The organism is Glutamicibacter sp. 0426, from assembly GCF_001906485.1.
GTDB lineage: Bacteria > Actinomycetota > Actinomycetes > Actinomycetales > Micrococcaceae > Glutamicibacter > Glutamicibacter nicotianae.
Map to the genome: position 1 here is coordinate 128931 of NZ_MPBI01000001.1, position 12404 is coordinate 141334.

Annotated in this window: 10 protein-coding genes; 4 read left to right on the forward strand and 6 right to left on the reverse strand. The window is 61.6% G+C overall.

Features of this window, described 5'->3' with window-relative positions; translation table 11 throughout:
* Positions 1-35 precede the first annotated feature (35 nt).
* The 4 genes from BKX98_RS00590 to BKX98_RS00605 all read left to right on the forward strand — a co-directional run bounded on the left by BKX98_RS00590 (position 36) and on the right by BKX98_RS00605 (position 5523).
* Entirely contained in the window at positions 36-764 is a 729-nt protein-coding gene (locus BKX98_RS00590; RefSeq protein ID WP_073705851.1) for a tyrosine-protein phosphatase, read from the forward strand.
* Positions 765-795: 31 nt separating this feature from the next.
* A complete protein-coding gene (locus BKX98_RS00595) occupies positions 796-1164 on the forward strand; it encodes a VOC family protein (RefSeq protein WP_073705852.1) in 369 nt (122 codons plus the stop codon).
* Positions 1165-1297: 133 nt separating this feature from the next.
* Positions 1298-3421 (forward strand): phenylacetic acid degradation bifunctional protein PaaZ, encoded by a 2124-nt coding sequence (paaZ, locus tag BKX98_RS00600; RefSeq protein ID WP_073705853.1) that lies wholly within the window; start codon positions 1298-1300, stop codon positions 3419-3421.
* 326 nt (positions 3422-3747) lie between these two features.
* Positions 3748-5523 carry a carbohydrate-binding module family 20 domain-containing protein gene (locus tag BKX98_RS00605; protein WP_233125252.1) on the forward strand — a complete coding sequence of 592 codons (1776 nt, stop codon included), beginning with the start codon at positions 3748-3750 and terminating at the stop codon, positions 5521-5523.
* 57 nt (positions 5524-5580) lie between these two features.
* On the opposite strand, the gene BKX98_RS00610 is transcribed toward BKX98_RS00605, so the two are convergent.
* The 6 genes from BKX98_RS00610 to BKX98_RS00640 all read right to left on the reverse strand — a co-directional run bounded on the left by BKX98_RS00610 (position 5581) and on the right by BKX98_RS00640 (position 12261).
* Positions 5581-6294 carry a nicotinamide mononucleotide transporter gene (locus BKX98_RS00610; protein WP_143180981.1) on the reverse strand — a complete coding sequence of 238 codons (714 nt, stop codon included), beginning with the start codon at positions 6292-6294 and terminating at the stop codon, positions 5581-5583.
* Positions 6295-6508: 214 nt separating this feature from the next.
* The gene (locus BKX98_RS00615) at positions 6509-7126 is read right to left on the reverse strand and encodes a TetR/AcrR family transcriptional regulator (RefSeq protein ID WP_038992289.1); all 618 of its coding nucleotides are present in this window, start codon (positions 7124-7126) and stop codon (positions 6509-6511) included.
* A 32-nt stretch (positions 7127-7158) separates the two neighbouring features.
* Complete coding sequence (gene paaK, locus BKX98_RS00620; protein WP_073705856.1) at positions 7159-8478, reverse strand: phenylacetate--CoA ligase PaaK; 1320 nt, start codon at positions 8476-8478, stop codon at positions 7159-7161.
* Between the two features lie 32 nt (positions 8479-8510).
* On the reverse strand, positions 8511-8957 hold the full coding sequence (gene paaI / locus BKX98_RS00625) for a hydroxyphenylacetyl-CoA thioesterase PaaI (protein ID WP_038992287.1): 447 nt from the start codon (positions 8955-8957) through the stop codon (positions 8511-8513).
* Positions 8958-9073: 116 nt separating this feature from the next.
* The gene (locus BKX98_RS16600) at positions 9074-10087 is read right to left on the reverse strand and encodes a GNAT family N-acetyltransferase (protein ID WP_083586564.1); all 1014 of its coding nucleotides are present in this window, start codon (positions 10085-10087) and stop codon (positions 9074-9076) included.
* Positions 10088-10107: 20 nt separating this feature from the next.
* On the reverse strand, positions 10108-12261 hold the full coding sequence (locus BKX98_RS00640) for a S9 family peptidase (RefSeq protein ID WP_073705857.1): 2154 nt from the start codon (positions 12259-12261) through the stop codon (positions 10108-10110).
* Between the last annotated feature and the right edge of the window lie 143 nt (positions 12262-12404).

Consider the following 12404-nt stretch of genomic DNA (forward strand, 5'->3'; position numbering starts at 1 on the left):
TCTACAACATGCCAGCGATGTGTTGCAATGGGCCTATGAACCAAAGCCTGAATTACCGCAAGCAAGCCGGAGATCTGGAATGGAACGGAGCCGTCAATGCGCGGCATGTCTGCGGGGCGTTCTACCGCATGGGCAGGCACGAGTGGCTGACCGACCAGGGGTGGCGGCAGCTGCAGGATGACGGCATTGACCGGATCATCGACCTGCGCAACCCGAGCGAGATCAGGCGCCGCGAACATGACCCGGTGGTTGCCGAGCCGAGCATGCGGGGTATCGAGCTGATCAATCTCCCGCTGGAATCCCCAGGTAACGAGCGTTTCGAAGCGGTCGCGGTCCCGTATATGAACCACACCGGGATGTACCGGCTGGTTTGCGAGGAATTCGGGGATCAGCTGGTGGCGGTCTTCGAGAATCTGGCGGCAACCCGCAGCGGAGCGGTGATCCACTGCTCCGCCGGGAGGGACCGCTCGGGCCTAGTGGCGACGCTGCTGCTGGATTTGGCCGGGCTCCGCGACGAAATCCTGGCGCAGGACGAAGCGGCGGTGCGCGGCATCAATGAATGGCATCGGGTCTCGCCGCGCAAGCACCCCCATGAGTCCCACCAGTCTGCCGGTGAGCTGGAGGCTATCATCAGCAGCCGCGCCGCCGAATTGGAGAAGTTCCTGGACTGGCTCGGCTCTGCGGAGGACTACCTGCTCGGCCAAGGCCTGAGCGAGGACAGCCTGTCCGCTGTCCAGGCGCTGGCTCGACTCAATATCCCATGACAGCGCCGCAGCCGCGCTGTAGGCTCGGGGAATGGATGGAATACCGCGGCATCATGCCTTGAACTATGTTGAACTGACCGTCACCGACCTGCAGGCGGCAACGGATTTCTACGCGGCCGCCTTCGGCTGGAAGTTCATCGACTACGGTGACCAGTACGCTGGCATCCTCATGCCGGAAGCGAGCACTGAAGAGTCCGGGGGACTGCTGCTGTCCGACAAGCCGCGGCCTGTTGGCGGGCCCTTCGTGCTGCTGTATTCCGACGACCTGGATTCCACGGCGCGCGCCATCGAGGCCGCTGGCGGATGGCTCGACCAGCCGGCCTATCCCTTCCCCGGCGGTCGCCGGCTGCATTTCACTGATCCCTCCGGCAACGAGCTGGGTGTCTGGGCCAGCCGATAGCGAGCTTCGGCCGGTTGTCGGCGCTGGCGCTTCACCTCGTTCTCTTGCGCAGTCATTCAGGTGTCGTCGATCACGCCAATGCTGATATGGTTAACACTATTACTGACCGACCGTTCAGAAAGGAATTGCGTCGATGACGACAGCCCAGATTGGTGCAGTACCAAGTTTCATTGCCGGCCAATGGCAGACCCCAGCAGCCGAGGGAGGTACCGAAGTCCTCGACGCCAACACAGGCGAGCTGCTCGCCACCGTCACCAAGGAACCCCTTGATGTCGCCGGCGCCGTCGCCTACGGCCGAGAGACCGGCCAGCGGGAACTTGCCAAGCTGTCCCTGCATGAGCGCGCGCTCAAGCTCAAGGAACTGGCGCTGTACCTGAACGAGCGGCGCAAGGACCTGTACGAGGTCTCCTTCAAGACCGGTGCTACCAAGATCGATTCGGTGGTGGACATCGACGGCGGCATCGGCGTGCTGTTCACCTTCTCCTCCAAGGGCCGGCGCGAGCTGCCCAACTCCAACGTGATCCTGGATGGGCCAACCGAACCCCTGAGCAAGGACGGCTCGTTCATCGGCACCCACATCTACACCGCGATGGCCGGTGTTGTTGTCCAGGTCAACGCATTCAACTTCCCTGTGTGGGGCATGCTGGAGAAATTCGCTCCTGCCTTCATCGCCGGCGTGCCAACAATCGTCAAGCCGGCGACCCCCACCGGTTACCTCACCGAAGCGGCGGTGCGCATGATGCTGGATTCGGGCATCCTTCCTGAAGGATCCCTGCAGCTGCTCTCCGGATCCGCCCGCGACATCATGGACCACCTGGACTACCGGGACATGTTCGCATTCACCGGCTCGGCATCCACCGCCAGCAAGCTCAAGGCGCACCGCAACGTCATCGACGGGGGTGTCCGCTTCGCGGCAGAAACCGATTCCCTGAATGCGGCCATCCTCGGCCCGGACGCGGTGGAAGGAACCCCTGAATTCGACGCTTTCGTCAAGGTTGTCGTCAATGAGATGACGTCGAAGGCCGGACAGAAGTGCACCGCCATCCGCCGCAACATCGTGCCGGCCGCTCAGGTTGACGCGGTCATCGCCGCCATCGGCAAGCGCATCGATGAACGCGTAGTCATCGGCGACCCGCGTGTTGAGGGCGTCACCATGGGCGCTTTGGCTTCGCTGGAGCAGCTGGCCGACGTGCGCGGGGCCGTCGAGGACATGATCGCTGCCGGCGGCGAGCTGGCCTACGGCCGGCTGGATGCCCCGGCGGTACGAGTGGCTCCGGAAACCGATGCCGTAGCGGAATCCGGTGCCTTCATGTCGCCTGTGGTGCTGCGCTGGAACGACGCGCGCAACCCGATCGTGCACTCGCGCGAAGCGTTCGGCCCGGTCAGCTCAGTCATCGGCTATGGCAGCGTCGAGGAGGCAGTGGAGCTCGCCGCCATGGGCGCCGGATCGCTGGTCGCGACCGTGTGCACCAATGACGCCGAATCCATGCGTGCCCTGTCCCTAGGCATCGCCGCCCACCACGGGCGCGTGCACATCCTGAACCGCGAAACCGCCCGGTCCACCACCGGCCACGGATCCCCGGTTCCGCACCTGGTCCACGGCGGCCCAGGCCGCGCCGGCGGCGGCGAAGAACTCGGCGGCATCCGCTCGGTCAAGCACCACATGCAGCGCACCGCGGTCCAGGGCTCGCCCAACATGATCACTGCGCTCAGCGGAGTCTGGCATACCGGCGCCCAGCAGTCGCTGGCAGGCAGCCCGAAGTTCGGCGGCAAGCCGGAGAACGTCCACCCGTTCCGCAAATCGCTGGCCGAGCTGAAGATTGGTGACGGTTTCGCTTCGGACCTGCGCGAAGTCAGCTTGGAGAAGATCACCGAATTCGCCAACGAAACCGGTGACACCTTCTACGCGCACACCGACCAGGCCGCCGCGGAAGCCAATCCGTTCTTCCCCGGCATCGTGGCCCATGGCTACCTGCTGGTTTCCTGGGCCGCGGGGCTGTTCGTAGAGCCTGCTCCGGGACCGGTCCTGGCCAACTACGGATTGGAATCCCTGCGCTTCATCACCCCGGTGGCTGCCGGAGATTCAATCCGCGTGACCCTGACGGCCAAGAAAATCACGCCGCGAGTCACCGATGAATATGGCGAGGTCGCATGGGATGCGATCTTGCACAACCAGAATGATGAGATTGTCGCGACCTACGATGTCTTGACCTTGGTGGAGAAAGAAAACCTCACCTACGCCAACTTCGAAGGCTAAAACGCAACTTCAGCAAGGGTGGATGCCGTCAACCACGGCATCCACCCTTTTGCGTGCTCGGAGCCAGGACAGCTTTGCCGGATATCTATGAAAGCGTTTCCAATTTTGGCAAGATTTGACGCGGAGTGAAAAAATTTTAGGGCAATTTACGCGGACATTTTCGCGGGTTTAATGTATTTACAGAAATTTACTTATTGGAGAGAGATAAGAAAACGCTTACAGTTGTGTCGCAGGTCACGCGTTGATGGGGAACGTGTGGTTGAGCGATCCCGACGCTGTCGCGTCGAGCTATCGCAGCCCGATCATCACAACAAAGGAGTTTTTCTGTGGGACTTTTGCCATCACGCGCCAAATCAACACAACGCCGGCACGGAGCCAGGACGGTGAAGCCGGTGGCAGCACTCGGCGCCTCGCTCGCCCTGCTCGCCGCACCGTTGTTCGCAGCACCCGCCCAAGCCGCCACCCCATCCAACGACGGCAAGGATGTCATCCTCAACCTGTTCCAATGGAACTGGAATTCGGTAGCCCAGGAATGCGAGTCCAGCATCGGTCCAGCAGGATATGGCTACGTCCAGGTCTCGCCTCCAGCTGAGCACCTGCGCGGCACTGCATGGTGGACCTCGTACCAGCCGGTGAGCTACAAGGTGGACTCGAAACTGGGCAACCGCGAGGAATTCTCCGCCATGGTCAAAAGCTGCAACGACGCAGGCGTGAAAGTGATCGCAGACGCCGTGGTCAATCACATGACCGGAGCCGGGCAGACCGGTACTGGAACCGCAGGCTCGGCTTTCTCCGATGACAACTTCCCAGAGTATTCGGCCCAGGACTTCAACGATTGCCGCACCAACATCACCAACTATGCCGACCGCTGGCAAGTGCAGCACTGCCGCCTTGTGGGCTTGCAGGATCTGAAAACCTCCAGCAGCTACGTCCAGCAAAACATCGCCGACTATCTCGATGACCTAGTCTCGCTTGGGGTATCCGGATTCCGCATCGATGCCTCGAAGCACATCCCCGCAACGGACCTCGAAGGCATCAAATCCAAGATGAAGAACCCCGGCGTGTACTGGGTCCACGAGGTGATCGGGGCGTCGGGTGAACCGATCCAGGAGAGCGAATACCTCGGCAGTGGCGACTCGCACGAATTCGACTATGCGCGGCAGCTCAAGCATGATTTCGACGCGCAAATCGCCAACTTGCGCTTCATCGGCGACGGCAAGCTCACCAGCGACCGGGCCGGGGTTTTTGTCACCAACCACGACACCGAACGCAACGGCGAATCCATGAACTACAAGTGGGGCGCCAAGTACCTGCTGGCCAATGTTTTCATGCTCTCCTGGCCTTACGGATCGCCCACCGTGTATTCCGGATACACGTTCACCGACAAGGATGCAGGCGCTCCGGGCGCCAGTGACGCATCGGTACCCAATGCCGACTGCGACTCCTCCGCCTGGACCTGCGAACAGCGGCAAGATGAAATCACCGGAATGGTGGGCTTCAACAACGCCGTCGGCGACGCGGCTGTCAGCAATTGGTGGGACGATGGCGGCAACCAGATCGCATACGGCCGCGGCAATAAGGGATTCGTAGCCATCAACAACACCTCGGCGGCAACCACCCGCGAATACACCAGCTCGCTGGCCGCTGGCACCTATTGTGATGTGGTGTCCGGAGGCGATTGCTCGAAGACCATCACTGTGGGCGCCGACGGCAAGTTCACCGCGACACTGCCTGCCTACGGTGCCATGGCCCTGCACATCGGTGCCGTATCCGATGGCGGATCAGGAACGCCGGATCCGGTCGAAGACACCGCTGATGTCAGCGTCGTGGTCACCGCCCAAACCGTCTGGGGGCAGAACATCCGCATCGTCGGCAACCGACCGGAACTAGGCAGCTGGGATCCGGCCAAGGCGCCACAGCTATCAGCTGCCAGCTACCCGAGCTGGAGCGGAACGGTGGACCTTCCGGCAGGAACGCAGTTCGAATACAAGTACGTCAAGTACGACCAGAGCGGCAATGCCACGTGGGAATCAGGGGCCAACCGCATCGCGACCGTGAATGCGGACGGTTCCCTGAACCTGAACGACAGCTGGCGCAATTAGCCACAAAAAAATGATCCCGCCCCAGTTCACACTGGGGCGGGATCATTCTAGGTTCAGCTACTTTTCGGTTTTGGCATTCAGCTTGTCCATGGTTGCCTGCTTGGCTTTTTGCAAGGCCAGCTCTTCCTCGTCCAGCTCGACCTGCACCGGCTCGGCAGCCTGGGCAGGAAGGCCGCGCCACAGGAAGTAGCCGTACGCGGCGGCCAGGGCGATGAAGACGAACAGGCCCATCATGCCCAGCATCGGGGAGATCAGGAAGTAGACAACCAGATCGGCAACGGCAGCCACGGCCAGCACCAGCCAGCCGGCGCGCACGCCGCGGGCAACCATGACAAATGACGCGAAGATGGCCGCATCGGCGAAGTAGAGGACCCAGATTTCCGGGGTTGCGCTCATGAAGCCGCCATTGAACAGGAACGGGCCGAAGCGCAGGGCAACCAGCAGGACCAAACCCACGAACAGGCCGAGCGCGGACCATGGCGTCACGGCAGTGCTCGTGACCACGCGGGTGAATTTGCCCTTGAGCTCGAAGCGGGAGAAACGCCACAGGCCGAAGATGGCGATCAGCAGCAGCGGAACGGCGTAGATCAGTCCCAGTAGATCGAACTGCATCGAGGTAATGACCGGGCCAACGAAGACGCCCAGAATCAGGGTCCACCAGCCCAGGTCATTGCGGTGCGCCAGCAGAGCCGCGGAGACGAAGACAAGCAGCATGCTCGCGGCAGAAAGCAGGATCTGGACAAAGGAACTACTGCTGTCGGCGGTAGCCATGAAAAGGGTTTCTAAGATGGAATCCACAGCGCTCTTCACTTGGTTGATCGAGAATGTCCGGTGCTGGAAGCACCCCTTCGATGCTAGCTGTGAATTCTGTGAGGATGGCAAGATTGCCAGGTTGGATGCGCCACATCCAGGTGCCTCCGCACCCGGTTAACGACATTGGCTCCCACCTGGAAGGCGGGAGCCAACGCGTAGCCTTGCCGTGCAACTAGGCGTTCACGGTATGCAAGCCATTGAAGAGCAGGGAAACGGCTTGCTCTTCAAGTTCGGTTCCGTTGATGGGCCCGTCGGCGCGGTACCAATCCACCACCGAGTTGATCAAGCCGAAAAGCAGCCTTGCAGTTGCCCGTGGTTCCAAATCGGCACGCAACTTGCCATCCGACTGCGCGGCGGTCACCAGCTCCGCCAGCTGGCGGTCCATGGCGCGGCGGCGCTGCAGTGCTTGGCGCTCCAGTTCAGTGTTGCCGCGCAGTCGCAGCAGCAAGGTCACGTAGGAACGCTTGTCCAGCAGGATCCGGAACGTCGCGCGCAGGAAGAATTCCAGGCGTTCATCTGCGGTGCCCTCATGGGAGCGGACCTCGGCGATCACTGCTTCCAGGGGAATCAGCGCTTCGTCCAAGGCCAGCCTCAACAGGTCCTCTTTGGACGGGACATGGTGGTAAATCGCGGATTTGCTGATACCCAGGCGGTCGGCGAGCTTGCCCATGGAGGTTGCGTCGTAGCCGTATTCGTTGAATGCCTCGACAGCAATGCGCAAAACGGCTTCTTGATCGTATCCGGGGCGGCCACGCTTGGCCGGACGGTTGGCAGTATCGGTAAGTCCCATGATTACTTCATTATCCCATGTCCCGGCCGGGACTAGTTGGAGCGCATGTCGTAGATGCGCTTGAGCTTGCCCATGGAGCGTTCCAGCGATTCCGGCTCGACAACGTCAATGGCGCAGGACGAGCCGACATGGATCTTGATGAGCTTGGCCAGTTCCTTGGCACCGTTGGTTGCATCTTCGATGGTCGCCTCGCTGCGGCGCTCCACCTTGACTGCCAGCTGGTCCATGCGATCCGGACGGGTCAGGATCAGCTGGAAGTGCGGCGAAAGGGTCGGCACCTTCAAGATCAGTTCCTCGATCTGGCTTGGGAACAAGTTCACGCCGCGCAGGATGATCATGTCATCGCTGCGCCCGGTGATGCGGCCCATGCGGCGGTGGCCCGGGCGGCTGGTGCCTGGCATCAGCCGGGTCAGGTCATGGGTGCGGTAGCGGATGATCGGCAGGGCCTGCTTGGTCAGCGAGGTGAAGACCAGTTCACCGTGCTCGCCATCTGGCAGCACCTTGGTCTCGTCGAAGGCATCAATGATTTCCGGGCGGAAGTGGTCTTCCCAGATGTGGCTGCCATCCTTGCGTTCTCCGGATTCGCCAGCCACGCCAGGGCCCATGACCTCGGAGAGGCCGTAGATATCGCAGGCGGTGATGTTGAACATCTCTTCCAGCTCGTGGCGCATCTCTTCGGTCCACGGCTCGGCGCCGAGCACGGCCACCTTCAGCGAGGTGGATCGCGGATCAAGGCCCTTGCGCTGCATGGCATCGCCAATGGTCAGCAGGTAGGTCGGAGTGCAGAGGATCGCGTCAGGCTCGAAGTCCTGGATCAGCGAGATCTGCTTGTCGGTCTGGCCTCCGGACATGGGGATGACGGTGGCGCCAAGGTACTCGGCTGCGGCATGCGCACCCAGGCCGCCGGTGAACAGCCCGTAGCCGTAGGCGTTGTGGACCTTCCAGCCTGGCTTGACCCCGGCCATGCGCAGGCAACGGGCGCCGAGCTTGGCCCAGTCTTCCAGGTCCTTCTTGGTGTACCCAACCACGGTGGGCTGTCCGGTGGTGCCCGAGGAAGCATGGATGCGGGCGACCTCATGCTGCGGAACGGCAAACATGCCGAATGGATAGTTCTTGCGCAGATCTTCCTTGTCGGTGAAGGGGAACTTGGCGAGGTCGCTCAGTTCCTTCAGATCATCGGGGTGCACGCCAGCGGCATCGTACTTCGCCTTGTAGTACGGCACGTTGTTGTAGGCATGGTGCAGAGTTTCCTTCAAGCGGGTCAGCTGGATCGCTTCGATCTGCTCACGGCTCATGGTTTCTTCTGGATCAAGCGGATTCGGAAGGCTGTCGCGGTCGGTGTTCTGGGACATGCTGGAACTTTCGTGTCGAGTGGGCTGGGTGCTTAGCGGTTCTTTGGTTTCGGGACGGTGCGCGAACGTCCGCGGAACTCTGCGACGGTTTCGATTGAGCCGTCGCCCGCTGGCTGGGTCACCTTGATGTCGTAGATCCCGCTGCGGCCTTGCTGCGAGACACGGTTGCCGGTGGCAGTCAGCACTCGTCCGGGAATGGCTGGCTTGAGGAAGTTGACGTCGGCACCGGACGCGACAGTGATGGTCTCATCCGAGCCTGCCTGCGGATTGCAGCTCAGTGCGAACGCAGTGTCGGCCAGAGCGAAGATCATCCCGCCGTGGCCAATGCCGAAACCGTTGAGCATTTCCTGCCGGAGCGTCATGGTGATGACAGCGTGGCCGTCGGAGACCTCAACGACTTCGATTCCCATCCACTGCGTGGCGTAGTCATTGTGAAGAATGGCGTGCGGGACCGAATTCTCTACCTGCGTTTCGCTCATCATCTTCCTTCGCCGAATTATTTACCGAACGATCATTAGGTAATAACATTATGTGAGCTAAGTCAAGTTAGGCGAGCGTTTTGGCGGTACTGTTTCAGCGAGGGCAAACAGGAGAACTAGCGGGTGAAAATTCGCTGGTGCACGTCGAGGATGAACGGCTCCTTGATCCGGTTGTAGTCCATGACCAGTCCATTTTCGCCATCGCTCGCAGCCAGCGCACGGGCAGCGTTCCGCTTGACCGAGGCATATGCCAGGCGGTCAGTTTCGTTGTGTTTCAGATGCTCGCGGAAAATCAGGTGCCGCAGGTACTCGGGGCTTCCCGCGCTGAAGACATGGATATTGGCTTCGGGAAGCAATGAACCGGCAACCGGCTTGAGCATGCGGTGGCCGTACCACCCGGGTTCGCGGTGCCAGAGAATGATGCCGGTGGAATCCAGCGCTGGGACGTAGGACGCTTCCTGGTTCGCATCGGGGACCAGCAAGATGATGTCGATGATCGGCTTGGCTGGAAGGCCTGGAACGGACGTGGAACCGGTGTGCTCAATGGCCAGCGCGGTGGAACCCAGTGCATCGGCGATCTGATCGCGCAGGCGGTGGAAGTCCTTGGCCCACTGTTCGGTCGGTTCGGCAATCGCGATCAGTCCGCGCATCAGTTCGCCGCCGACAGCCTCGTATCCCGGATCTTCTTCCGGCTGGCTGGTCAGCAGCGGGTAGCAGGGCAAGGTGCACAGGTACCGCTGGGCCTCCGGCCAGCGCGGGTCGGCAGCCGACGGCGAGACGAGGCAACCGAGCGCACGGTAGAAGCCCACCGCATCATCATCGGTGGTGGCCCAGATGTTCTTCTGATAGGTGTCGCGCAGTCCAGCCAGCAGGGCGGAGCCCAGACCCTGTCCTTGCAGTGCTGGATCGACGGCAAGATATTCGACGCAGATCGCGTAGCTATCGCTGTGCCGGTATGCAGCCAGTGCCGTGACGTCGCCTGAGGCAGTCGTGCTGGCAAGGACCTCTAGTCCTTCGCATCCATCGAGCAGCGTTTCAAGCGCCTGCTCGCTGGCAGGTTCGGCGGCCAGCACCAGCAAGCGGCGTACCGCAGGGTCGTTGCGGTAGTCGCTGATCTTGATGTGGTGCATGGCCGCCGTTCCTCCGGTTGTCAGATTTCTTCAGTACATCCCAGCGCATCCAAGGCGAAGGAATAGTCCCACGCACGGGACTTCCAGGACTCGTAGCGCCCCGACGCGCCGCCGTGCCCGCCATCCATCTCGGTCTTCAGCACAATCGGTTCCTGCCCGGTGCCGATTTCACGCAGCTTGGCCACCCATTTGGCTGGCTCTACGTACAGTACACGGGTGTCGTTCAGCGAGGTGACCGCAGCGATCTTCGGGTAGTCCTGTGCCGTGACATTTTCGTAAGGGCTGTAGGACTTCATGTAGTCGTAGACCTCCTTGCTCTCGATCGGGTTGCCCCATTCTTCCCATTCCAAGGCCGACAGCGGCAGCTCTGGATCAAGGATGGAGGTCAACGCATCGACGAAAGGCACCTGTGCGATGATCGCCGTGTACAGCTGCGGGGCCATATTCGCGATGGCTCCCATCAGCAGTCCGCCGGCCGAACCGCCCAGAGCGGCGATGCGCTGCGGATCGGCCCAGCCGGAATCGAGCAGGTACATGGTGGAATCAATGAAGTCGGTGAAGGTGTTCTTCTTGTGCAGCTTCTTGCCCTGCAGGTACCAGTTGCGGCCGAGCTCTCCGCCGCCGCGCACGTGGGCGATGACAAAGACCACGCCGCGATCCAGCACGCTCAAGCGGGGGATGCCGAAACCAGGATCCATGGAAGCCTCGTAGGAGCCGTAGCCGTAGATCAGCACCGGCTGGGGAACCGAGGTATCCAGGTCGGCCCGGCGCATGATGGTCAAGGGAATCCTGGTGCCATCGGCCGCGGTGGCCCACTCGCGCGTGGACAGGTACTTGGCCGGGTCGAAGTTGTTCACCGGAGTCTGCTTGCGCAGCACCAGCGACTGGTCTTCCAGCCACAGGTCGTAGACGCGTGCGGGGGTGAAGTCAGCGGTATAGCCGATGCGGATCAACGGCGCCTCCAATTCGGCGAAGGTCGCCGAGGCGGTGAACAGCTCATCCTCGAAGTCCGGTTCAATGGCCGGCTGCTGGGCTTCGGTACCCAAGCCGTCCAAGGCAAGCAGCTGGACGCGCTCGCAGGTGTCGCGGCGAACCGAGAGCACCACGTGCGAACCGGTAATTGCCGTGCCTTCGATCTTGACGGTGTCCTCATGGGCCACCACGGTGCGCCACTGGGCGGGGTCGGTGTTCTCTCCCAGCTGATTCACGGAAGCCAGCGACACCATATTGTTCGGTGCTTCATGGTCGTGGGTGATTAACGCCTGGCCAGCGCCCGGCATCAGATCGATTCCGTGCAGCAGGCGCAAGCTGCGCGGCACCAGCAGGGCTACTGCCGCCGAAGGATCGAGCAGGTCCAGCATGCTGGTTTCGGCGAATTCGGAGTTGCCGCTGGAGATCATCAGCGTCTTGCGGTCCGGGCTCAGATCGAAGCCGAGCCACATGCCTGGATCAGTCTCTTCGAAAATGATCTTGTCGTCCGCTGGGAGGGTGCCCAGCCGGTGGGCGCGGATCTGGTGCGGCCGCCAAGTCTCGTCAACTACCGTATAGAAGATCGTTGAAGAATCCGGGGAGAAGGCCAGCCCGTAGAACACCCCTTCAATGGTGTCTTCCAGCAGCTTGCCGGTTTCCAGGTCCTTGATGAACAGGGTGAACCGTTCATCGCCGGCATTGTCGACGCAGTAGGCGAGCAGGTTGCCGTCCTCATTCAGGGCCATGCCGCCGAGCGAGAAGAACGGCTGCCCTTCGGCCAATGCGTTGCCGTCGAGCAGCACCTCTTCGGCAGGCAGCGCGGTTTCCGGGTCGATGACCGGGGGCGTCCAGTCGGCCACCAGGTCCCCGGTGTCCGAGGCTTTGACACGGCACTGGATCGTGTAGGGCTTGCCTTCGGCCGAACGGGTGAAGTACCACCAGCCGCGTCGGCGCACCGGAACCGACAGGTCGGTTTCAACGGTGCGGTCCTTGATCTCGCTGAACAAGGCATCGCGCAACGGCTGCTGGCCAGCGGTAATGGCGTCGGTGTACTCGTTCTCCGCGGTCAGGTGGGCGATGACCTCCGGGTTGGATTTCTCGCGCAGCCATTCGTAGTTGTCAATGAAGTCGTCGCCGTGGAAGCTGCGGGTGGTGGGCAGCTTCGCGGCACGAGGAGCATTTGCGGTCAATGATTCAGGAGTCATACCACTATTCAATCCCACCGCCGATGCTTGCGGGGGTAGCTATGCTCAGCGCGGACAGAACCGCGGTTTCAAACCGGTAACGATGCAAGTGCAGGCGAGTCGTGGGGTACCGGCTAGGCTTTATTCGTCCTAGGCTTGCAGGC

Bases quoted from the DNA above. Each gene is read 5' to 3' on its own strand.
- BKX98_RS00590 (WP_073705851.1), top strand. From the start codon at position 36: ATGAACCAAAGCCTGAATTACCGCAAGCAAGCCGGAGATCTGGAATGG.
- BKX98_RS00595 (WP_073705852.1), top strand. From the start codon at position 796: ATGGATGGAATACCGCGGCATCATGCCTTGAACTATGTTGAACTGACC.
- paaZ (WP_073705853.1), top strand. From the start codon at position 1,298: ATGACGACAGCCCAGATTGGTGCAGTACCAAGTTTCATTGCCGGCCAA.
- BKX98_RS00610 (WP_143180981.1), bottom strand. From the start codon at position 6,294: ATGGCTACCGCCGACAGCAGTAGTTCCTTTGTCCAGATCCTGCTTTCT.
- BKX98_RS00615 (WP_038992289.1), bottom strand. From the start codon at position 7,126: ATGGGACTTACCGATACTGCCAACCGTCCGGCCAAGCGTGGCCGCCCC.
- paaK (WP_073705856.1), bottom strand. From the start codon at position 8,478: ATGTCCCAGAACACCGACCGCGACAGCCTTCCGAATCCGCTTGATCCA.
- paaI (WP_038992287.1), bottom strand. From the start codon at position 8,957: ATGAGCGAAACGCAGGTAGAGAATTCGGTCCCGCACGCCATTCTTCAC.
- BKX98_RS16600 (WP_083586564.1), bottom strand. From the start codon at position 10,087: ATGCACCACATCAAGATCAGCGACTACCGCAACGACCCTGCGGTACGC.
- BKX98_RS00640 (WP_073705857.1), bottom strand. From the start codon at position 12,261: ATGACTCCTGAATCATTGACCGCAAATGCTCCTCGTGCCGCGAAGCTG.